The sequence below is a fragment of the Pseudidiomarina donghaiensis genome (assembly GCF_900116895.1).
In the GTDB taxonomy this organism is placed as follows: domain Bacteria; phylum Pseudomonadota; class Gammaproteobacteria; order Enterobacterales; family Alteromonadaceae; genus Pseudidiomarina; species Pseudidiomarina donghaiensis.
Window position 1 is genome coordinate 69,531 of the sequence record NZ_FPCF01000002.1, and the last position, 20,571, is coordinate 90,101.

Here is a 20,571-nt window from a genome sequence, read left to right on the forward strand (position 1 = left end):
TTAATTGAATGCGAGAGCATTAAACGGCAACGACAACTTTATTGCGACCTTTTTGTTTTGCTTCGCTAGTTGCTTGTTGTGCGCGTTGAATTGTTTCATCAAAGCTTTCACCGAATTGTACTTGCACCACGCCAAAGCTGCCACGAATTGGTAAAACTAATTCGTCAATACGCAGTACAGGCATTTTGCGACGAATTTCTTCGGCGCGTTGTTGGGCCTGGGAAAGATCTAAGTTTGGCATAAAGACAATAAAGCGGTCGCCGCGATAGCGAGATAGAATTTCACTGTCACGTAACTCGGTTTTTAAAATAGCGGACAGCTGTTGTAATACTTTGTCACCGACGTCTTCGCCATACTCATTATTAATGAGCGCAAAGCGGTCAATGTCAAATAGCGCTAAGCTGTGATTTTGATTGGGTTTTGATGATTTGATTACTTGTTCTACTAAGGTTTTGGTTAGCCAGCGCGTAGGTAATTGCGTGAGCAAATCAAGCATGGCGAGTTCTTTGAGCGCATTGTTTTGCTGGGCTAAAGCGGGCACCGTAATTGCAAAATAAGCCATAAAGGCCATAACAAATAACGCGAACTGGTACGTAATAGCTTGGTCGGTCACGTTAAATAAACCAACACCAAAGGCAATCACAGACGTTATGACTAATAAGCTTATTGAGGCGCGAGACGTACGTTCAGTAAATACAATCCACAATTGCGGAATAGCTAAAAAGAAAATGAAGTAAGCCACACCAGGGTGATCTATTGCATGGTCAAGCAGCATAATTGAAATGATAATCACGATAGCGAGGCTAAGCTTTACAATAAACGAAGCATAATTTGGGCTTAAACGTTTATCGTGTTCGAAGAATATTTCTATCCACGATAATTTTTGACCGGTTAGCTTAGGTAGAATAATCGTCAATATTGGCGTCACCACAATGACACCAATCAGATCGCCTAGCCACCAAGCGAACCAACCGTCAGCAATAATGTTTTGATAGTCATCGGTGGCATAGGCCCACACCAGTAATCCGGAAAATGTCGCGAACAACGCTGAAACTATAAAAATGACCAGTAAACCAATAATTTTTAGCGGCATTGGTTTTTGTACATAATGGCTCAGCCAAAAGCGCGCGGTTAATCCGCCGGCGCCATATGACAAGGTATGTACAAGAGAGAATAATAACGACGTTGCAAGATGAGTTGGGTCAAATCCATTTTCAAATTGTGTTTGAAAATGAAAAGAAACAAACCAAATACCGAAAAACACGGGAAAGAAACCGCGTTTACCCAGCACTAAAAACGCAGCAAATGAAACGCCGGCAGGCATATACCAGAGGCTGATAAACTCAGCGTAAGCCATTAGGTTTGAAGCATAAAAAGAGCTCACCCAAAGCGCAAAAACGAAAACAAAGGTGCTGATTTTCAAACGCCATCCTTAAGTACGTGAGTACGTCTTTTGTTTTAGTAACTGTTTGTCTGCACGTTCTATTGCGAGTTTTAAGCTTTCTTCTGGCGCTATTTCTACTACGCCAAAACTACCTTGTATAACGAATGGGCGATCATGGTTGTTGGCTTGAGCTAATTCAAGCTTTATTCGTTCAACTATATTGGTTGCGCCTTGCAAATTTTCTTTCGCTAAAAGCAGAATAAACTCATCGCCACCATAACGCGCAAATAAGTCATTTTCTCGTAACGATTGTTGCACTATTTTTGCTGTGGTTACAAGCGCTTGGTCGCCAGCTGCATGGCCGAATGTGTCATTTATGGCTTTAAATTTATCAAGGTCGAACAATACCAGTGAAATCGGATAATTTCGTTGGTCACTTAGTAGTCGTTTTGCTTGCTCAGCAAAGTGTTGACGATTGGCTATTTGAGTTAAGCCGTCGGTATTGCTGCGCTTTAATAAATAATTGTTGGTGGTAATTAAACTAGGTACGGCCATACCGAAATAAGCATTGGCACTAATGACACAAAGCGCGAATTGGTAGGTAATGGCGCTGGAGTTCATGTCTAAAATTTGAAACGACAGGGTAATAAAAATAGCTAATACGCTTAAACCAACACATTGGCGAGGAATACTTTCGGTGAACACAATCCACATTTGTGGAATACACAAAAAGAAAATGAAGTAAGCAAATTCGGGGTTTTCCAACCAAACATCGAGCATTAAGTGGATAGTCGTCAAACTTAATAAAACACCGAGTTTGAAAATAAATGGCGACCATGCACGTTTCGGTGATTTGTCATAGCGAAATGCAAAAAGACGGCTGTCACGTTTAGCATCAGGCCAAATTCTTGCAAAAAGTAGGAGAAAAACAGGTGTTAGAATATAAACACCGGCGAGATCACCTATCCACCAAGGCAGCCATATTGCTGAATTAGCACTTTCAATTAGCATTTCAGTAGCATTGAGTGTGGCAATACTTAGAAATGTTGCCACTAAGGTGGTGATAAAAGCACAGAGCAAAAACGTCAGAGTTTTTTGCACGATTTGCAGGTGGTTAAAGTGACCGATAAAAAACCGACAAGCTATACCGCCGATGCCATAAACCACCACATGCACCAACGAAAAAGGAGCCGCTTTTGTTATCGCGTCGACAAGTTCAAGGGGTTCATTGGAAGAGAAATTCAGCCCGAAAGTCGTTATTAATGCAGCAATAAAAATGGGAAGGGCAGCCAGCCAACGAAACATAATAAAGGCTGCAAACGAAAGCCCTGCAGGAATAAACCACAAGCTAGCGTGAGCTTGATATTCCATCAGCCCAGACAAGTGCCACGTAATAATCCATAGTGCAAATAATAATGCAAACGGAAGTAGTGCGCGTCTCGCTATCAACTTAATCATCCTTTTCAGTTGGTATCCTAACTTTAAGCCAGAATTCAAAACACGACAAATGGTTAATTTTCACGCCCAGTGCAATGGAGCACAAAGTGTATTCTTGCTACAGTACGCGGAATATTTTTTATCTAATCATCTAAGTAATTAGAGAATTAACAGAGAATTAAACATGAACAAATCAAAGGTGTGGTTAATTGCTGGGCTGGTTTTGGCTAGCAATATACAAGTAGCGCAAGCGTCGGTTGTTTCGCAAACAAAAGGGAATTTTGTTGATAAATTTCGTCAACTTGATGAAGTGTTGCCAACCCCTAACGTGTACCGCAATGCAGCCGGAGAACCAGGTGAAAATTACTGGCAGCAGCAAGCAAACTACACCATTAAAGTTCGATTAGATGAAGAAAAACGTCGTATTGATGCCCAAGAGACTATTCAGTACCACAATAATTCGCCGTATACGTTGAAATATATTTGGATTCAGCTCGATCAAAACATTTTCCGCAATGACTCGATGGCTGAACGAACGTCAACGTTTAACAGTAAGCCAGATATGAGTTTGGGTGGTATTGATAAGCCAGCAAAGATTTCATTGAATCAATTACGCCGCCAGCAGTTTATGGCAGACAACGAATTGGGTTTTAGCATTGATAAAATTGCCGATGCACGTGGTCGTGCTTTAGATTTTGTGATTGTTGGTACCAACATGCGCGTTGACCTGCCAACGCCTTTAAAGCCAAATCAAAAAACTGAGCTTGCCATCGACTTCGGCTTTAATATTGTTGAAGAAGATGCTGTCGGCGCGCGTTCAGGTTATGAGCATTTTCCTGACGATGCGCGCGAAGGTGGTAACGATATCTTTTTAATGGCGCAATGGTATCCGCGCGTCGCCGCATTCACCGATTATGAAGCTTGGACCAACAAGGAATTTTTAGGCCGCGGTGAATTTACTCAGGAATTTGGTGACTTTACGGTTGAAATTGACGTACCTGCTGATCACATTGTGTCGTCAACCGGTGTCTTACAAAATCCACGTCAAGTGCTGAGCAACGCGCAGCGCGAGCGTCTTGAGCAAGCGGAAAAGGCAGATAAACCAGTATTTATAGTCACACCTGAAGAAGCGCTTGAGAACGAAAAAGCGGGTACCGACAAACGTAAAGTTTGGAAATTTAGTGCAGAAAACGTTCGCGATTTTGCTTGGGCAAGCTCACGCAAGTTTATTTGGGACGCCCAAGGCTATCAGCAAGGCGGTGACGTGCAGCCATTGGTTATGGCGATGAGTTTTTACCCTAAAGAGGGCGGTGAACTTTGGGAGAAGTATTCAACGGCTTCGGTGATTCATACCATGGAAGTGTACTCACGTTTCTCATTTGATTATCCATATCCAACTTCACAGTCTGTGAATGGGCCTGTGGGCGGTATGGAATATCCAATGATCACTTTCAATGGGCCACGTACTATTTTGCAAGATGACGGCAGCCGCACCTATTCGTTGTCAGAAAAACGCTTTTTAATTGGCGTGGTGATTCATGAAATTGGCCATATTTATTTCCCAATGATTGTGAATTCAGATGAACGCCAATGGACTTGGATGGATGAAGGTTTAAATAGCTTTTTAGATGGTGTTGCTGGCCGTGAATGGGACCCAACCATACCATGGGGTGTAGAACCGCGTTCTATTGTTGACTATATGAAGTCAACCAACCAAGTACCTATTATGACGCAGTCAGATAGCGTATTAAATTTAGGCCCCAATGCGTACACCAAGCCTGCTGCGGCATTGAATATTTTGCGGGAAGTAATTTTAGGCCGTGAATTATTTGACTACGCGTTTAAAGAATACGCACAACGTTGGGCATTCAAACGCCCAACCCCAGCTGATTTCTTCCGCACTATGGAAGAAGCTTCAGGGGTTGATCTAGATTGGTTCTGGCGTGGTTGGTTTTATTCAACAGACCACGTCGATATTAGTTTAGATCGGGTGTACAAGTTGCGTTTAGACACACAAGATCCCGACATCGACTGGGAACGTCGTCGTCAAGAAGAGGCGGATAAGCCGACGCCACTGTTTGTGCAAAGAAACCAAGCAGAAGGTCGTAAAACCTGGGTTGAATTAAACCCAGGCGTGCGTGATTTCCATGATGACAATGATCGGTTCACGGTAACCAATAAGCAGCGCAATGCTTACCAAAGTTTCTTGGAAAAACTAGAGCCGTGGGAGCGTCGTGTATTTGAGCGCGCGGTAGCGGAAGATAAAAACTATTACGTGCTTGATTTCAAAAACATCGGTGGGTTGGTCATGCCTATTTTATTGCAGGCGACGTACTCAGATGGCACCACTGAAAGCTTAAATATTCCGGCTGAAATTTGGCGTCGCAACGCGCAATCGGTTAGTAAGCTTATTGTAACGGACAAAGAAGTGGTGGAATTTGCGGTAGACCCGAACTGGGAAACGGCAGATGTTGATATTGAAAACAACTACTATCCGCGCCGTATTATGCCGTCGCGCATTGAAGCGTTTAAATATAACCGGTCAACCGATCATATTTCACGTGACTTAATGCAAGACGCGAAAACCAAACTGAAGTCTTCTGAAACCGAAGACAACAATGAAGAGGAACAAAATTAATGCGTACGTTGTGGCTCGCATTAATGTTGCTAATTGGGGTGAGCGCGGCCAGCGCTCACCAGCTCAAAACAGCCAGCACCACTATATTGTTCAATGAGCGTACCGGGAACATAGAAGTTTTACACCGGTTCTTTTTGCATGACGCAGAGCATGCGGTTAAGCAGCTTTTTGATAAAGAAGCCGATATTCATCAGCTGGAGCGAACCCGTGAGCAATTTAGCGACTATGTGCAACAGCGGTTTAGCTTGGCGACGTTAGACAATCAAACCTTGCCACTCAGTCATGTCGGTTATGAAATAGACGGCAATAATTTCTGGGTGTATCAAGAAACACCAGTGGTAGCGAATTTAAAGGGTTTGAAAATACGCCATAAGGCACTGCAAGACGTATGGCAGAGTCAGCAAAATTTAGTTAATGTTGAAGGCAATGGTCCGCTGCAAAGTGTGACATTTAAAGCTGCAGATAACTGGCTTGACGTTTACTTTTAGACCTTCCATTTAGGTAGAAAATAAAAACGTTACCGGCGCCGATAACGGAGGTTGCCATGCTACGTGTTTTATTAGCTTTTATAATTGCGGTTGTTGGCGCTGCTTTGGTTGGTAGCGTTATGCAGACACAATTTAACTTGGCGGAGCTTACCGCGCTGTCGGTGAGTGTTGATATGCCAACCCGCATGAACACGATTGTTCATGATCTGCTGCACTTCGGCCCAGTTTTTGCGGCAATGTTAGTGCCTACCTTGATCATCGCTTTTGTTATTGCTTGGCTACTTGCCAAACGTTTCGTTCGGTTGGAGCGGTGGTGGTTTATTGTTGGTGGCGGCTTCGGCTTAGCGACGGCTTTTCTCATTATTGATTCTCTTGCCCCAATGCCTACGTTAATTGCAGCGAACCGCACGACCTTAGGGTTTGTTTTAATGAGTGCAACGGGCGCTTTTGCCGGCTGGATTTTCGACAGGTTGTGGCACCCACAAGCGCGAGAGCTGAACGAGGAGCTACCGAAATGAGCAGACCATTAGGTATAATAATCGCGGTTAGTTTGGTGTTTTTGGTGGGTATTTTGCAGGGTGCAATGGCCTCCACCAAAACCACAGTTATTGCTGAAAAGTTAGCGTTTCCGTGGTCAATGGCGGCCTTACCTGAAGGCGGTTTCGTGGTGACGCTGCGCGGCGGGCAGCTTATTTATGTTGCACCGAACGGCAGCAAGCAGCCGATAGAACTTAGTCTTCCAGATCTCTACGCAACCGCGCAGGCGGGTTTATTTGAAGTGCTCTTGGCGCCGGATTTTGCGAGCACGCGTGAATTGGTCTTAAGTTATGCCTGCGGTAGCGAGGCGGCTAATAACACCTGCGTGGTTAAAGGCAACTTGTCGGCGCAAGCACCCTACAGCGTAATTAACACCCAGAATATTTTCACCGCGTTACCGAAAAAGGCTGGTGCAGCGCATTTTGGTGCGCGCATGGCTTGGCTTGCCGACGACACATTGCTGATCGCCTTAGGTGATGGCTTTGTACACCGCGAACAGGCGCAGCAATTAGATAACCACCTTGGCAAAATAGTCCGCATTCATCGCGATGGCAGCACCCCAGATGATAACCCCTACAAGCACAGCCAAGCTTCGCAAATTTTTAGTTATGGTCATAGAAACGTGCAAGGTTTGATCTATGATGAACAGCGTGACGCCATATGGCAGCACGAACACGGGCCTAAAGGTGGCGATGAACTGAACAAAATTGTCGCCGGCGGTAACTATGGCTGGCCTATTGCAACCTACGGCATTGATTACACGGGTGCGAAAGTTTCCCCTTTTAACCAGTTACCGGGCGTGAAAGCGCCGCTGTATACGTGGACACCATCGCTAGCACCTGCTGGTTTAGCGTTGTACAACGGTGATTTATTGGTGTCGCACTTGGTTGGACGGCGCCTACAACGGTTTCGTTATAGTCACGACAGCTGGACGTTAACCGATGAATACTTAAGCGAATTAGGCCAGCGTATACGGGCTGTGTATACCAGCCCAGACAATGAAGTTTATGTGCTTACCGACAGCGCCGAAGGCCAATTAATTAAAGTGGAATTACCATGAAATTTATTCAGTCTCTAACGTTTACCTTAGCAATGGCATTTATGGCTACGCTTGCAACGCCCAGTGCTCAGGCATACGGCGGCATTGGGCATCATGCGTTTTGCGAAATAGCTTACACATTGGTGAAGCCAGCAACACGAGCGCGGCTCGACAAGATGGTGGCTGAACACCCTGACTACGAAGACTTTGGTAGTATCTGTAGTTGGGCCGATCATATTAAAAGCAACGACCAATGGGACTGGGCAAAGCCACATCATTATGTGAATTTCCCGCGTTCGGAAGCCAATGTTCGCACTGAAAACTGCAGTGACAAAGGCTGTATTTTGAGTGCCATTCAACATCATTACGACGTGTTGAAGCATGACCTAAACGACTGGGTGGCACTGGCGTTTTTAGTGCATTTTATGGGTGACTTACACCAACCGATGCACGTGAGTTTTGCCGATGACTTAGGTGGCAACCGAGCGAAACTGACCTATTTTGAGCAGCCGACCAACTTGCATAGGTTGTGGGACACCGACATGTTTGCGAAGCGTGGTGGCGAGCAAAGTAGCGCAAAAGCACAGGAGCTAACCAAAGAGCTTGAGCCACTAGCGCCGCTTTCGGTGAACCCAGAGCAAACCTTGGCGTGGGCCAATGAGTCAGCAGCCATTACCCGGCGAATTTATTCAAACTACCGTGAAGGCCAAGAAATAGCTGACGATTATACCGCGCAGTGGGGGCCTGTTTTGGAACAACGCATGCAACAAGGTGCGCAGCGGTTGGCCGCAATTCTTGATGGGCTATATGCGAGAACGAATAACTAATTAAGCTTTAGAATTGAGGCGCTGTGGAGTGGTTTCTTGGCTACCGTCAGCGCCATAAATAGCTGCGCCACCGGTACCTGCGGCATCGCGCAGAATATTCAGCATTTGTTGGTTATGGTGCAGACGATGTTGAATAAGCTCGCCGTTTAAACTATTCAATTGGGCAATACGCTGGGTACGCTCTAGTAATTGCTGCCAGACATCGGCACAGTCGGCTTGCTCAGCTGCTTTGCGCGCGCCGGCTGAATCATGACTAAAACCGAGCTTTTGTTGGGCCGCTCGGCGTTTACTTTCATTGCTTTCAATCGCTTGCTGCAGCGATTGTTTTTGCTCTGCTAGTTGCTTGAGCTGTTCGCCATCTATTTTACCGTCGCCAAGTAGCTTCTGCTCTTGTTCAAGCAGGGCGTTGAGTTGATCTAAACGTTCAACTTGTGCGGTTAAATGCTGGCGTAAACTCATAAGCGCTTACAGACCGTCCGTTAAACTTTTCAATAAAGCTTCGGCAATATTGTCAGTGTTCATGTTCAATTTGCCATCACGAATTGCTTCGCGTAGCTCTTCAACACGGGCCATATTAATGTCTTGGCTAGCGTCTTGCGGTAGTTGGCTTAAATGCGTTACAACTTCCGCTTGCTTGGCTTCACCAGCACTGGCTTTCTCAGTTTTTTGGGCGGCTTGAGAGCGGCTAGACTCAGACTGAGTAACAGTATTAGGTGGTTGATAACCATTGATTTTCACGGGAAATCCCTCGCTATTATTGGCGTTGCTAGATTATTTATCGGCACTAGCAGCAAATTCTTTAAGTCTATTTGCACATTTTTAACAGTTATTGCGCGGGTTCAGCTCGGCCCGGTGCAATTATTTTAACGCGCATCAGCTGTTTATTATTTAATCGAACGCGAATTATATCACCAATTGCCCCAGTATCCATGGCCTCGGCTGTTCGGGTAATTTGAAACCCCTGCCCACTGGCTTCAATGACTAACTCATCGCCGAAACCAACCACTTGCGGCTTGGTTAATAAGTTTTCTTGCAAAACGCTGTGCTGGCTTAGCGCGCGGCGCAATTGTTGGCCGATGACTTCTTGCATAGCTGCTGGCGTGGCGAGCAAAGCATAACGCGGCAAGCGGCCTAAATCACCTTGCTCAATAGTAATGTCGTTACGCGTCAGCGTGTGCTTTGCGGCTAAGTCTCGCGTGACCACCAAATAATTTCCTGTCACCGCAATATCAATTTGGGCAAAGCGAGGATTTTCACGCACGTTTGTACTGCAACTTAATGTGACCATGGTTCGCCCTGCTAAACGCTGCGGCGCGCGCGTGAAGCGCGCATGGACTTTTTGGCATTGCTGTAGCGGCGCTAGCGTTTCTGTTGGTGTTAATAGTTCAAAGTTGTAGCTCGTGGTTGTTGTCGGTAAATGCTCTTGTACCAGTTGGGCCAGTGCCCGATACCAATTGCTCTGTTCAATTGCTTGATTGTCGTTAGCGCCTTGTGCCGGGCTTGCCCAAATAAAACCAACCATTAACAGCACCAGGGTGAAGCGTTGCCACGCCGAACTTCCTTGGCGTAGCTGCAATGAGCGCCAAGGAAATAAAGTCGAGACAAAATGAGAGACAACGCTCATGGCAATACCAATAAAAATAAATGACAGCTCGAATTATAGACAGTTTCGCAATGAGGTATTGCCAGAATTGGGGGTAAAAAAGGCGCTTATTCTTTGCTTTGTATTTACACAAGCCGAAGTACTCTGCAACGTGAACAGGAGGGTCTGCACCATGATCGACAAATTAACCAGTGCGTTGCAGTTTCAACAACAGACTTTAGCGCTGCGCCAACAGCGTCAAGAAACGCTAGCGGGCAATATCGCGAATGCCGATACGCCGAACTATAAAGCGCGAGATTTTGATTTTTCGCAAGAGCTTAAACGCGCTACTGCACAGCAGTCGGGGCCGGTAAAGCTAGCCACAACCCATGCCGGGCACATGCAGTTATCGGCCTCAAATACTGCAGTTGACATGAAGTATCGAGTGCCTGCGCAAAATCGGCTTGATGGTAACACTGTGGATATGGATATGGAACGCGCGCAGTTTTTAGATAACTCACTGCGCTACCAAGCAGACATCCAATTTTTAGATGATCGCATTAGTGGCCTCAAGAAAGCCATGCAACCAGAACAATAAAGGGGCTGAAATATGGCAATTTTTTCAATTTTAGATATTTCAGGTTCGGCGTTAACGGCGCAGTCGCAACGCATGAATGTGGCGGCCAGCAATATGGCGAACGCCAATAGTGTGGCTGGCCCCGATGGCCAGCCGTACAAAGCCAAACAAGTGATTTTTGAACAACAATTGCAAGCCAATGGTGTTGGCGGCGTGCAAGTAAAAGAAGTGGTTGAGTCAGAAGCACCAGCTCGGCGCGAGTACCAACCAGGTCATCCGCTGGCGGATGAACAAGGCTATGTGACCATGCCGAATGTCGATCCGGTTGCTGAAATGGTCAACATGATTTCTGCCTCGCGGTCTTATCAAGCCAACGTCGAAGTGATGAACACCAGTAAAGACTTACTGATGCGAACACTGACTATTGGCAAGGGCTAAGGAGTAACCAATGAGTACCATTGATGCAAGCGTATTAAATCGCGTGAACCAAAGCGCCAATAACGCGCAGGTGGCTTCGAATAGCCAAGAAATGCGCGATAACTTTATGACGTTATTGGTGACGCAGTTGCGCAACCAAGACCCATTGAACCCAATGGAAAACAACGAAATGACTTCGCAACTGGCGCAAATTAATACGGTTAGCGGTATTGAGTCATTAAACGACACCATGCAAACCATTAATGGCCAAATGGAGGCGGCAAAAACCATGCAAGCCTCGGCGTTAATTGGCCGTGCTGTACTGGTACCTGGCGACCGTATTTTGGTGGGCAACGAAGGTGAAGGCGATGCCACGCCATTTGGCATTGAACTCAATGCCCCTGCCGAAAGTGTGAAAATTAATATTTATAACGCCAGCGGCATGCTGGTTCGCCGTATGGACTTAGGCGAAGTGGGCTCGGGCCCACAGTCGTTCTCTTGGGACGGCAAAATGGATGACGGCACAGCAGCCCCTGCTGGCGCTTACAAGTTTACTGTTGAGGCGACTAATGGTGACCAACCGGTTACCTCAGAACGTTTTAACTATGCACAGGTTATCGCGGTGAGTATGACAGACAGCGGTCCGCGACTCGACTTGGGTGGTATTTTAGAACCCGTTCGTCTTGAAGACATTCGGCAAATTATTTAAGGAGCTCGACCATGGGTTTTTCACAAGCATTATCAGGTTTACGCGCAGCAGCCACTAACTTAGACGTAATTAGTAACAACGTTGCTAACTCTCAGGTGGTTGGTTTTAAAAGTGCTCGCGCACAGTTCTCAGATATTTATGCCAATGCGCAAGTGGGTTTAGGTGTACGCGTAGCTGGCGTATTTCAGGACTTCAGTGACGGCAACATAGAAACCACGAACCGCAATATGGACTTAGCCATTAGCGGTAAAGGTTTCTTTCGGTTTGAAAACCAAGGCCAAATTGAATACTCGCGCAATGGCCAGTTAACTATTGATAAACAAGGTTTTATTGTGAACGCGCAAGGCGCACAGCTAACCGGCTACCCGCAAGGTGTTGAGTTTGGTGGTCAGCCAGAAGTATTGCGTGTGCCGCCAGGTGGTGTTCCAGCGAATGCGTCAAGCGAGCTTAGCGGCGTATTTAACTTAGATACCAGCACAGCAATTGTTGACCGCGCAGCTGTGCCGTTTGACCAAGCCGACCCAGATTCGTATTCCTATGCGAACTCGGTCACCTTGTTCGACTCTTTAGGTAACCCACAACCTAGCATGATGTACTTCACCAAAACGGGCGACAACCAGTGGGAAGTGCGCATGTCACGCGGTAACGAGTTGGCGCCAGAAGTTGGTCAACTAGATTTTGATACCAATGGTTTGCTAACCGGTACCACTGGTATGGATGGCTTTACTTTTGTGCCTGGTGAAGGCGCTGCGGATATGTCGATTGCTTTGGACGTTACCGGTACGACTCAGTTCGCGAATGAGTTTGAATTAACCTCAATGGAACAAAACGGTTATATGTCAGGCACCTTAATGCAGGTAGCCGTGGCAGAAGATGGCAGCATTATTGGTACCTACTCAAATGAGCAACAAGTTGTTCTTGGTACCATTGCGCTGGCCAACTTCCAAAGTCTTGAGGGCTTGAAGTCGGTGGGTAATAACGCCTGGGTTGAGTCGCAACGCTCAGGTGTACCAATTTTGTCAGTACCTGGTGAAGGCCAATTCGGCTCAATTATGGCGGGCGCTGTTGAAGCATCAAACGTTGACCTAACCCAAGAGCTGGTGGCCATGATTATTGCGCAGCGCAATTATCAAGCCAATGCACAGAGTATTAAGTCGCAAGACGAAGCTCTGCAAACCACCATGCAGTTGAAATAATACCTAAGGTAACGAGGCTTAATCATGGATGCCATTTTATACACGGCAATGAATGGGGCACGGCAAACACTCGACGAACAGTCGGTGGTGACCCATAACTTGAGTAACGCATCAACCACTGGTTTTCGGGCGCAGCTTGCGGCGGCCCGCGCTGTACCTGTTAATGGCCCTGGCGTTTTGGATACGCGCGTAGCCGCAGTGACAACCACTGGTTTGTTCGATACTTCGGCGGGGGCTATTCAAACCACCGAACGTGACTTAGATGTGGCCTTCGATCAAGCCAACTGGCTTGCCGTACAAACGCCAGAAGGTGAAGCCTACACCAAGCGTGGCGATTTGCAGATAGATGCCGATGGCCAATTAATGGTCAATGGCATGCCGGTGCTTGGCGATGGCGGGCCGATATTGTTGCCGCTAGGTACTCAGGTAACTATTGGTAATGACGGTACCGTAAGCGGTATAGGTTTAGGCGGCGATGCCAACGAATTGGTGCCGCTTGATCGTCTCAAGCTGGTACGTGTCGATCAGCCGAACCAATTGCAGCGCAGCGACGATGGTTGGTTTCGTACTCCTGTTGGCGCTCCATTGCAGCGTGATGAAACGGCGCAATTGGTGTCAGGCGCATTAGAGGGCAGTAATGTGAACACCATTGAAGCCATGGTGGCCATGATTGACACGCAGCGTCGTTATGATTTGAACATGAGCGTAATTTCAACCGCTGATGAAACGGCTCAACAAGCAAATAGCCTGCTGTCGGTGAAGGGCTAGATAGGTTTACTGGAGAAAAATTATGATTAAATCGTTATGGACTGCCAAAACCGGTTTGACCGCGCAACAACAGCAGCTTGATGTCATCACCAACAACTTGGCCAACGTGAATACCGCAGGTTTCAAACGCTCTCGCGCAGTATTTGAAGATTTGCTGTATCAAAACATGCGCCAACCGGGCGCCATGAACAATGCCCAAGACAGTTTGCCTTCAGGCCTGCAAGTGGGCACGGGTGTGCGTACCGTAGCCACAGAGCGGTTGCATACTCAAGGCAGCATGAATAACACTGAGAACTCACGTGATCTAGCTATTAGCGGTAAAGGCTACTTTCAAGTGCTCATGCCAGATGGCTCGTTGGCGTATACCCGTGACGGTAGCTTTCAAGTGAATGAAGACGGCCAAATGGTCACCGCCAATGGCTTTCCACTAGAGCCGGCTATTTTTCTTCCGGCCAATGCCATGAGCGTGACCATTGGCCAAGACGGTATTGTCACCGTCACCCAACCCGGTAACACCCAAAACGTTCAGGTTGGGCAGATTACTTTGGCTATGTTTATGAATGACGCGGGCTTAGAGGCGCGCGGTGGTAATTTATTTGTGGAAACCCAAGCTTCGGGTGCACCAACCGAATCGTTACCCGGTATGAACGGAGCCGGCACGCTATTCCAAGGCTTTGTTGAAGCCTCGAACGTGAACGTGGTGGAAGAAATGGTCAACATGATTCAAACCCAGCGTGCTTATGAAATTAATAGCCGAGCTATTTCAAGCAGCGACGAAATGCTGGCGCGGTTGAGTCAGTTATAACAAGCGATTAGGCGAATAAAGGCAGATAGCATATGCGTGCGGTTTTGATAATAACAATGGCGGTGTTTTTAGCAGGATGTAGCAGCTCGCCGCCAGAGCCTGTAGTGGTGGAACCATACGAGCCGGTGGTTATACCGGAGAACGCGTATGGAGTGCCTAATGGTTCTATTTATCAGGCGCAAAATGGCTATATCCCACTGTTTGAAGATCAGCGGCCACGCCGCACTGGCGACATTATTACCATTGTGCTTGAAGAGCAAGTTAGCGCGACCAAGAACGCCTCTTCACAGTCGTCGCGTGCAAGCAATATTGGTGTGGATTTGGAAGGCTTGCCAGATGCGCTTGAACAACTGGCCGAATATGGCTTTAGCGTTGGAAGTGCGAATGATTTCGCCGGCTCAGGCGGCAGCAGCGCGTCGAATCAGTTTTCTGGCGTAATTACCGTGCAAGTTATGCAAGTGCTACCGAACGGAAATTTGCGCGTGCGCGGTGAGAAGCAAATCGCAATTAATCAAGGCACTGAATATATTCGCTTTTCTGGGGTCGTGAATCCGCGCAGTATTAGTGGCCAAAACAGCGTGTTGTCAACCGCTGTGGCCGAGGCGCGCCTTGAGTACATTGGCGATGGTTATATTAACGATGCGCAGAAACAGGGTTGGTTGCAGCGTTTCTTTAATTACATCGCGCCGTTTTAAGTAGAGGTTTTATCATGTTACGACAGCTTATAATGCTTATAACTGTAGTTATTGTTGGCTTTTCTAGTGCGCAAGCAGAGCGGATTAAAGAGCTTGCAGACTTTGCTGGTGTGCGTAACAACAGCCTTGTTGGTTATGGCTTGGTGGTTGGCCTTGACGGCAGCGGTGACCAGACCATGCAGGCGCCGTTTACCGGTCAGAGCATGACAAACATGTTGGCGCAACTAGGTGTCACTATTCCGCCGGGTACTAATATGCAGTTGCGTAACGTAGCCGCGGTAATGGTTACTGCAACCTTGCCGGCTTTTGCTCGGCCTGGTCAAGAACTCGACGTGGTGGTGTCTTCCATTGGTAATGCCCGCAGCTTGCGCGGCGGTACCCTGTTAATGACGCCACTAAAAGGTGCCGACGGCCAAGTTTACGCCCTTGCCCAAGGTAACTTATTGATCAACGGTGCTAGCGCAGAGTCACAAGGCTCGTCAGCGGTGATTAACCAACAGGCGGGTGGCCGTATTACTGGCGGTGCTACGGTAGAACGCAGTGTTGCGCACGACATTACCTACGGCAAAATGCAGCTGAACCTCAAAGAAGCAGATTTCACCACAGCCTTACGTATGGTTGAACGCATAAATCAAGAATTTGGTTATGCGGTTGCTATGGCACTGGACGGCGGCACCATTCAACTTGATGGCCCTTCAGATGCAGCAAACCGCGTGCAGTTTATGGCGCGGGTTGAAAATGTTGATGTGCGTCCAGGGTCAGCAAGCCCTCGTGTTGTATTGAATTCACGCACCGGGTCGGTGGTTTTAAGTGGTCCAGTAACCCTGCGTCAAGCGGCTGTTGCGCATGGCAACTTGTCGGTAACGATTACCCGTCAACCTTATGTTAGTCAGCCGCCAGCACTAAGCGGTGGTGAAACAGTGGTTGGCGAAACTAGCAATATTGCCATTGAACAAGAGCAGGGCTCCTTACAAATGGTTGAGGGCGTTGAGTTGATGCAAGTTGTACAGGCGCTCAATAGTTTGGGTGCAACGCCAAGTGACTTAATGGCAATTTTACAGGCGCTGCATACCTCGGGTGCATTGCGTGCTGAATTGGAGATTATTTAATGGCTAACTCAGTTGCGTCGGTCGGGTTAGCTGTAGATGCCCAGCAATTAGACAAATTGAAAACCCAAAGTCAGCAGCGCCCACAAGAGGCTGCGGCTGAAGCTGCGCGACAATTTGAGGCATTGTTTATTTCACAAATGATGAAGTCAATGCGTCAAGCTGGCGGCGAATCAGAGTTATTCAATAGTTCAGCGATGCGTACCTATACCGATATGTTTGATCAACAAATGGCAACTGAAGTTGCCGGTAAAGGTATTGGTTTGGCCGAGCAGCTATTACAGCAATTGCAGCTGGAACAAGGTAAAAAACCATAAAGTTATACGTGCTGATGCCGATAAACAAAGGTAACAGCATTAGGGAGCAGGCATGAGTATCTTTTCAATTGGCTTAAGTGGTTTACGCGCGGCGCAAACGGGGCTTTATGCCACCAGTGGCAATATTAGTAACGTGAATACGCCAGGCTACAACCGTGAGCTTGTGCAGCTCGGAGAAAACCGTTCTTATGGCGTGTTAGTTAATGGTGTTGAGCGCCAATTTAACCAGTTTGTCGCTACCCGCTTAAATGCTGCGAGCGGTTCGCTTGCTTCGCTAGAAACCTACCACAGCCAAGTGCGCCAAATTGATAACTTGCTTTCAGATGAGCGTTCAGGTTTAGCGCCTGTTATGCAAGAATTCTTTAATGCGCTTGGGCAAATGAATAGTAGCCCAGCCGACCCTGCCGCCCGAGCCGGTGTGCTGGGTACCGCGAGCACCTTAGTTAGCCAATTTAAGTCATTTGATAACTACCTTGAAGATATTGAGCGTAGCGTAAACGCTGAAATGAAGTTTGAGGTGGACTCTATCAACTCATTAACTGGGCAAATTAGCCAGTTAAACAAAGAGATTTTGTTAGCCCGTTCGGGTGCAGGGGATGCTCCAAATAGCTTATTAAACCAGCGCGATAAACTCGTGCACGACCTGTCGCAACGCATTGATGTGCGGGTGCATGAGCAAAAATCGGGCTCTTATACTATTTCGTTGAATAACGGGTCGCCATTAGTTTCTGGCGATACGTCTTATCAGCTTGATGCGCGTGCTGATAACAATGACCCGACTCGCACCGCGATATTTTACAATGACGTGTCGGGCAACCAAGTTCAGCTCAAAGAGTCGACGTTCAATCGTGGTAGCTTAAGCGGGCTTATGGAGTTTCGTTCAAAAAGCCTAGATACCATGCGTAACCAGCTTGGCCAAATGGTGCGAGTATTTGCCGATTCGTTTAATCAGCAACATCAAGCGGGTGTCGACCTAAACCAAGATCCTGGGCAAGCCATGTTCGGCACGGGAGAGCCGGTTGCCTATAGTCATTCACGCAATACTGGAACTGGTGTCGCGGGTGTACAGATTACAGACGCTAACGCGTTGTTGGCGACCGATTACGATATTAAGCTTACCGACACTGGCTACGAAGTTCGCCGTGTTGATAATGGTAAATTGGTTGATGCGACTTTTGATGGCGCTACGGGTACGTTGGCATTCAACGGTGTTGAAGTAGCTATGACTGGTACAGTCGATCAAGGTGACAGCTTCCGTGTGCGCCCTTTAGTGAATCAAACTCAAAGCTTTGAATTGTTACTTACCGAAGGTGCTCAGTTAGCTGCTGCACAGTCTAACGCAAGCGGCGATAACCGTAACGGCTTAGCCATGCTGGATTTACAAAACCAGTTATTAGTTGAAGGCAAAGGTACTTTCAACCAAGCCTACGGCACCATGGTGAGTACTTTAGGCAACCAAATTAACGTGGTACAGGCTAACTTGGCGGCGCAGCAAGGTTTAACAGAACAGCTAACAGCATTGCAGCAGTCAGAGTCGGGCGTAAATCTTGATGAAGAAGCCGCAAACCTGATTCGTTATCAACAATATTACCAAGCCAATGCCAAGGTTATCGAAACCGGTTCGACCATTCTCGATACTATTTTGCAATTGCGCTAACCAGACACCGCGGAGTATAGATTATGCGAATTAGCACACTCACCATGTACAACCAAAACGTGTCGTCGATGAACCGGCAGCAAACAGAGTTCATGAAGATTGGTCAGCAAATTGCCAGTGGTAAACGCATCGTGAATATTTCTGATGACCCACAAGCAATGACGCAAGCGATTAATATTTCGCAATCAAAGTCGGTGTCGAATCAATTCAATGACGCTCGCGTTGGCGTGCGCAACTCTTTGTCACAAGAAGAAAGTGTTCTTAACACCGTTAACGACGTTTATTCACGTGCAAAGACTTTGATGGTACAAGCGTCAAGCGATACCTTGTCGGACGCTGATCGGGCGTCAGTATCGAGCGAGTTGCGTGGCCTGTACGAGTCGTTAATAGGCTTAGGAAATACCCGCGACGGTAATGGTCGTTATTTATTTGGCGGTTACCAAGACGATACAGCGCCTTTTGTGCGAGACGGGGCTGGTGATGTTAGCTATGTCGGCAGCCCAGAAGTACGCGAGCAGCAGGTTGACGGCGAGCGCCGCATGGCTGTAGGCCATTCAGGTGACAAAATTTTCCGCTCGGTGCACAGCAGCGCAGGTTATTTAGCCGATGCCGGCTTGAACAACGAAGGCACCTTACAGTTTGATGGCATCAATATTGTCGACTCAAACCACCCTGACTTTGGTCAAGCCTATGATATTGAGTTTGCCGATAACGCGGGCCAAATGCAGTATCGCGTGAACGGCGGAGCGTGGGCGGATTACAGTAGCCCGACTAACGTCGCATTAGGCGGTATTGAAATAGAGCTAGAAGGTGCTCCGGCAGACGGTGATACATTGCGTGTCGCCCGCGGCCAAGATAACAACATGGATATTTTCCGTACTTTTGAAAAAGCCTTAGCGGTACTTGATAATCCAGCAACCACAGATGCCGAAAAGGCGCAACGTTCGAACACTTTGCGCACGGTTATGCGTGAATTAGATAACGGTATGGACAACGTCTTAACCACCCGTGCGGAAGTTGGTGCCCGACTTAATGAGTTAGATGCGCTAGACACCATTGGCGGTAATCGTACCTTGGCATACGAGCAGGCATTGTCAGATTTGGTTGATTTGGACTATGTGGAAGCAGCTTCACAGTATAGTGTGCGTATGGTTGGTTTGCAGGCAGCACAAAAAGCTTTTGTCGGCATGAAAGACATGAGCCTTTTCAACTTCCTCTAAGAGCAACAGAAGATATTAGCTAACAGATATCAGATATCAGAGATGGCGCTTGGAGCATCGGCGCGGATATCCGATATCTAATAGCTGCTATCGCTCTAGTTCTCACATTGCGAGAAGTACTTGTTCCACCATATTTAGGCCGAGCCTAAATAGACGCTGTAAATAACCACCAAGCTCCGTCATTAATACCGTCATCAATACCAAGCCAAGCGTTAATGACATGGGAAAGCCTACCGAGAATACCGTTAACTGCGGAGCCGAGCGATTCAAAATTCCCAAGGTTAAGTTGACGATAAGCAGCGCACCAAATACTGGCAACGCCAGTAATATTCCAGAGCTGAACACCACCATCCCAAAGCGTGCTACTTGTTCGAATGCGCCGGCATTTAAGCCTAAGGTACCAATGGGTAGAAACTCGAACGAACGGGCGAGAATTTCTAGCATGATCAAATGCCCATCAATGGCAAGAAACATCAAGATAGCAAAGGTGTAAAACACACGCGATAAAATCATGGTGTTTGCGCCGCTGTCGGGCGAAAAGAAGGTAGCAAAGGCTAGGCCCATTTGTAAGCCGATATACTCACCAGCGGCCTGTACGGCAGCAAAAACCACCTGCACCACCAAGCCAATGGCAACGCCAATAATAATTTGCTCGACAATGATGCCGAAACTAGCCCATGAAAACAGTGGAATGTCAGGAAGTGGTGGCAGCAGAGGGCCAATAATGATGCTAAATATGAGCGCTAGGCCGAGTTTGACGCGATTAGGAATGCTTGAATGGCTAAATACCGGTGCAATAAGTAACAAGCCGGTAAAGCGGCAGAACGGCCATAAAAATAGGCTGATCCATTCTTGAAGTTGCGCAAAAGTGACCGTGATCATGCGCGGCTCCGTTATTGAATCATGGACGGAATATTGGTGAATAACCGCGTGGTGAAATCAATAATAAGTTGCAGCAAATAAGGGCCGATTAACACCAGTACTGCAAGCACGCCCAAAATTTTGGGAATAAAGCTAAGGGTCATTTCGTTAATTTGGGTGGCAGCTTGAAACAAGCTGATCAATAGACCAAGCAGCAACGCTGTTAATAACAGTGGGCCGGCCAAATAAACGCATAGCAGCATGGCTTGGTAAGCAATAGTCATGACCGTTTCAGGAGTCATTGGCGGCCC

General features: G+C 47.3%; 23 protein-coding genes. 16 read left to right on the top strand and 7 right to left on the bottom strand.

The genetic code is table 11. From position 1 onward, the window contains the following. Nucleotides 1-19: 19 nt before the first annotated feature. Together BM334_RS06245 and BM334_RS06250 are read right to left on the bottom strand one after the other, a co-directional pair. Entirely contained in the window at nucleotides 20-1,423 is a 1,404-nt protein-coding gene (locus BM334_RS06245) for a sensor domain-containing diguanylate cyclase (RefSeq protein ID WP_092839554.1), read from the bottom strand. Between the two features lie 9 nt (nucleotides 1,424-1,432). Beyond that, on the bottom strand, nucleotides 1,433-2,833 hold the full coding sequence (locus BM334_RS06250) for a sensor domain-containing diguanylate cyclase (protein ID WP_177215042.1): 1,401 nt from the start codon (nucleotides 2,831-2,833) through the stop codon (nucleotides 1,433-1,435). Nucleotides 2,834-3,005: 172 nt separating this feature from the next. On the opposite strand from BM334_RS06250, the gene BM334_RS06255 reads away from it, so the two are divergent. From BM334_RS06255 to BM334_RS06275, 5 genes are read left to right on the top strand one after another with little or no spacing between them, the layout of a single operon-like run. After that, on the top strand, nucleotides 3,006-5,459 hold the full coding sequence (locus BM334_RS06255; RefSeq protein ID WP_092839559.1) for a M1 family metallopeptidase: 2,454 nt from the start codon (nucleotides 3,006-3,008) through the stop codon (nucleotides 5,457-5,459). After that, on the top strand, nucleotides 5,459-5,947 hold the full coding sequence (locus BM334_RS06260; RefSeq protein ID WP_092839562.1) for a DUF6702 family protein: 489 nt from the start codon (nucleotides 5,459-5,461) through the stop codon (nucleotides 5,945-5,947). Before BM334_RS06255 ends, BM334_RS06260 begins: the two co-directional genes overlap by 1 nt. A 56-nt stretch (nucleotides 5,948-6,003) precedes the next feature. Continuing rightward, entirely contained in the window at nucleotides 6,004-6,465 is a 462-nt protein-coding gene (locus BM334_RS06265) for a hypothetical protein (protein ID WP_092839566.1), read from the top strand. Further along, nucleotides 6,462-7,544 (top strand): PQQ-dependent sugar dehydrogenase, encoded by a 1,083-nt coding sequence (locus BM334_RS06270; protein ID WP_092839569.1) that lies wholly within the window; start codon nucleotides 6,462-6,464, stop codon nucleotides 7,542-7,544. Before BM334_RS06265 ends, BM334_RS06270 begins: the two co-directional genes overlap by 4 nt. Further along, complete coding sequence (locus BM334_RS06275) at nucleotides 7,541-8,350, top strand: S1/P1 nuclease (RefSeq protein ID WP_092839572.1); 810 nt, start codon at nucleotides 7,541-7,543, stop codon at nucleotides 8,348-8,350. The genes BM334_RS06270 and BM334_RS06275 overlap by 4 nt, the downstream gene beginning before the upstream one ends. Here BM334_RS06275 and BM334_RS06280 read toward each other — a convergent pair whose 3' ends face one another. The 3 genes from BM334_RS06280 to flgA all read right to left on the bottom strand — a co-directional run bounded on the left by BM334_RS06280 (nucleotide 8,351) and on the right by flgA (nucleotide 9,974). After that, nucleotides 8,351-8,809 carry a flagella synthesis protein FlgN gene (locus BM334_RS06280; RefSeq protein ID WP_092839576.1) on the bottom strand — a complete coding sequence of 153 codons (459 nt, stop codon included), beginning with the start codon at nucleotides 8,807-8,809 and terminating at the stop codon, nucleotides 8,351-8,353. Between the two features lie 6 nt (nucleotides 8,810-8,815). Next, a complete protein-coding gene (flgM, locus tag BM334_RS06285; protein ID WP_092839579.1) occupies nucleotides 8,816-9,088 on the bottom strand; it encodes a flagellar biosynthesis anti-sigma factor FlgM in 273 nt (90 codons plus the stop codon). Between the two features lie 88 nt (nucleotides 9,089-9,176). Beyond that, nucleotides 9,177-9,974, bottom strand: a complete 798-nt coding sequence (gene flgA, locus BM334_RS06290) for a flagellar basal body P-ring formation chaperone FlgA (RefSeq protein ID WP_092839582.1) — start codon at nucleotides 9,972-9,974, stop codon at nucleotides 9,177-9,179. A 151-nt stretch (nucleotides 9,975-10,125) separates the two neighbouring features. On the opposite strand from flgA, the gene flgB reads away from it, so the two are divergent. Genes flgB through flgL form a run of 11 tightly spaced genes read left to right on the top strand, consistent with a single transcriptional unit; the run spans nucleotide 10,126 to nucleotide 19,399 of the window. Then, a complete protein-coding gene (gene flgB, locus BM334_RS06295; RefSeq protein WP_055439898.1) occupies nucleotides 10,126-10,530 on the top strand; it encodes a flagellar basal body rod protein FlgB in 405 nt (134 codons plus the stop codon). A gap of 12 nt (nucleotides 10,531-10,542) precedes the next feature. Then, a complete protein-coding gene (gene flgC, locus BM334_RS06300) occupies nucleotides 10,543-10,947 on the top strand; it encodes a flagellar basal body rod protein FlgC (protein WP_055439897.1) in 405 nt (134 codons plus the stop codon). A 10-nt stretch (nucleotides 10,948-10,957) separates the two neighbouring features. Next, the gene (gene flgD / locus BM334_RS06305) at nucleotides 10,958-11,635 is read left to right on the top strand and encodes a flagellar hook assembly protein FlgD (protein ID WP_092839585.1); all 678 of its coding nucleotides are present in this window, start codon (nucleotides 10,958-10,960) and stop codon (nucleotides 11,633-11,635) included. A gap of 11 nt (nucleotides 11,636-11,646) precedes the next feature. After that, a complete protein-coding gene (gene flgE / locus BM334_RS06310) occupies nucleotides 11,647-12,831 on the top strand; it encodes a flagellar hook protein FlgE (RefSeq protein WP_092839589.1) in 1,185 nt (394 codons plus the stop codon). A gap of 24 nt (nucleotides 12,832-12,855) precedes the next feature. Then, nucleotides 12,856-13,599: a flagellar basal body rod protein FlgF gene (locus BM334_RS06315; protein ID WP_092839592.1), complete on the top strand. Its 744-nt coding sequence runs from the start codon at nucleotides 12,856-12,858 to the stop codon at nucleotides 13,597-13,599. A 22-nt stretch (nucleotides 13,600-13,621) separates the two neighbouring features. Beyond that, nucleotides 13,622-14,404 (top strand): flagellar basal-body rod protein FlgG, encoded by a 783-nt coding sequence (gene flgG / locus BM334_RS06320; RefSeq protein WP_055439893.1) that lies wholly within the window; start codon nucleotides 13,622-13,624, stop codon nucleotides 14,402-14,404. 32 nt (nucleotides 14,405-14,436) lie between these two features. Then, on the top strand, nucleotides 14,437-15,099 hold the full coding sequence (locus tag BM334_RS06325) for a flagellar basal body L-ring protein FlgH (protein ID WP_092839595.1): 663 nt from the start codon (nucleotides 14,437-14,439) through the stop codon (nucleotides 15,097-15,099). A 14-nt stretch (nucleotides 15,100-15,113) separates the two neighbouring features. Next, complete coding sequence (locus BM334_RS06330) at nucleotides 15,114-16,208, top strand: flagellar basal body P-ring protein FlgI (protein WP_177215044.1); 1,095 nt, start codon at nucleotides 15,114-15,116, stop codon at nucleotides 16,206-16,208. Next, nucleotides 16,208-16,522: a rod-binding protein gene (locus BM334_RS06335; protein ID WP_092839598.1), complete on the top strand. Its 315-nt coding sequence runs from the start codon at nucleotides 16,208-16,210 to the stop codon at nucleotides 16,520-16,522. Before BM334_RS06330 ends, BM334_RS06335 begins: the two co-directional genes overlap by 1 nt. A 52-nt stretch (nucleotides 16,523-16,574) precedes the next feature. Continuing rightward, on the top strand, nucleotides 16,575-18,179 hold the full coding sequence (flgK, locus tag BM334_RS06340; RefSeq protein ID WP_092839601.1) for a flagellar hook-associated protein FlgK: 1,605 nt from the start codon (nucleotides 16,575-16,577) through the stop codon (nucleotides 18,177-18,179). Between the two features lie 23 nt (nucleotides 18,180-18,202). Further along, complete coding sequence (gene flgL, locus BM334_RS06345) at nucleotides 18,203-19,399, top strand: flagellar hook-associated protein FlgL (RefSeq protein ID WP_092839604.1); 1,197 nt, start codon at nucleotides 18,203-18,205, stop codon at nucleotides 19,397-19,399. A 102-nt stretch (nucleotides 19,400-19,501) separates the two neighbouring features. On the opposite strand, the gene fliR is transcribed toward flgL, so the two are convergent. After that, nucleotides 19,502-20,281: a flagellar biosynthetic protein FliR gene (gene fliR / locus BM334_RS06350; RefSeq protein ID WP_092839607.1), complete on the bottom strand. Its 780-nt coding sequence runs from the start codon at nucleotides 20,279-20,281 to the stop codon at nucleotides 19,502-19,504. Between the two features lie 11 nt (nucleotides 20,282-20,292). Next, nucleotides 20,293-20,562, bottom strand: a complete 270-nt coding sequence (gene fliQ, locus BM334_RS06355) for a flagellar biosynthesis protein FliQ (protein ID WP_055439886.1) — start codon at nucleotides 20,560-20,562, stop codon at nucleotides 20,293-20,295. Between the last annotated feature and the right edge of the window lie 9 nt (nucleotides 20,563-20,571).

What these genes read in the sequence shown, in the direction of transcription:
- BM334_RS06255 (WP_092839559.1), top strand. Translation starts at nt 3,006, where the DNA reads ATGAACAAATCAAAGGTGTGGTTAATTGCTGGGCTGGTTTTGGCTAGC.
- BM334_RS06260 (WP_092839562.1), top strand. Translation starts at nt 5,459, where the DNA reads ATGCGTACGTTGTGGCTCGCATTAATGTTGCTAATTGGGGTGAGCGCG.
- BM334_RS06265 (WP_092839566.1), top strand. Translation starts at nt 6,004, where the DNA reads ATGCTACGTGTTTTATTAGCTTTTATAATTGCGGTTGTTGGCGCTGCT.
- BM334_RS06270 (WP_092839569.1), top strand. Translation starts at nt 6,462, where the DNA reads ATGAGCAGACCATTAGGTATAATAATCGCGGTTAGTTTGGTGTTTTTG.
- BM334_RS06275 (WP_092839572.1), top strand. Translation starts at nt 7,541, where the DNA reads ATGAAATTTATTCAGTCTCTAACGTTTACCTTAGCAATGGCATTTATG.
- BM334_RS06280 (WP_092839576.1), bottom strand. Translation starts at nt 8,809, where the DNA reads ATGAGTTTACGCCAGCATTTAACCGCACAAGTTGAACGTTTAGATCAA.
- flgA (WP_092839582.1), bottom strand. Translation starts at nt 9,974, where the DNA reads ATGAGCGTTGTCTCTCATTTTGTCTCGACTTTATTTCCTTGGCGCTCA.
- flgB (WP_055439898.1), top strand. Translation starts at nt 10,126, where the DNA reads ATGATCGACAAATTAACCAGTGCGTTGCAGTTTCAACAACAGACTTTA.
- flgC (WP_055439897.1), top strand. Translation starts at nt 10,543, where the DNA reads ATGGCAATTTTTTCAATTTTAGATATTTCAGGTTCGGCGTTAACGGCG.
- flgD (WP_092839585.1), top strand. Translation starts at nt 10,958, where the DNA reads ATGAGTACCATTGATGCAAGCGTATTAAATCGCGTGAACCAAAGCGCC.
- flgE (WP_092839589.1), top strand. Translation starts at nt 11,647, where the DNA reads ATGGGTTTTTCACAAGCATTATCAGGTTTACGCGCAGCAGCCACTAAC.
- BM334_RS06315 (WP_092839592.1), top strand. Translation starts at nt 12,856, where the DNA reads ATGGATGCCATTTTATACACGGCAATGAATGGGGCACGGCAAACACTC.
- flgG (WP_055439893.1), top strand. Translation starts at nt 13,622, where the DNA reads ATGATTAAATCGTTATGGACTGCCAAAACCGGTTTGACCGCGCAACAA.
- BM334_RS06325 (WP_092839595.1), top strand. Translation starts at nt 14,437, where the DNA reads ATGCGTGCGGTTTTGATAATAACAATGGCGGTGTTTTTAGCAGGATGT.
- BM334_RS06330 (WP_177215044.1), top strand. Translation starts at nt 15,114, where the DNA reads ATGTTACGACAGCTTATAATGCTTATAACTGTAGTTATTGTTGGCTTT.
- BM334_RS06335 (WP_092839598.1), top strand. Translation starts at nt 16,208, where the DNA reads ATGGCTAACTCAGTTGCGTCGGTCGGGTTAGCTGTAGATGCCCAGCAA.
- flgK (WP_092839601.1), top strand. Translation starts at nt 16,575, where the DNA reads ATGAGTATCTTTTCAATTGGCTTAAGTGGTTTACGCGCGGCGCAAACG.
- flgL (WP_092839604.1), top strand. Translation starts at nt 18,203, where the DNA reads ATGCGAATTAGCACACTCACCATGTACAACCAAAACGTGTCGTCGATG.
- fliR (WP_092839607.1), bottom strand. Translation starts at nt 20,281, where the DNA reads ATGATCACGGTCACTTTTGCGCAACTTCAAGAATGGATCAGCCTATTT.
- fliQ (WP_055439886.1), bottom strand. Translation starts at nt 20,562, where the DNA reads ATGACTCCTGAAACGGTCATGACTATTGCTTACCAAGCCATGCTGCTA.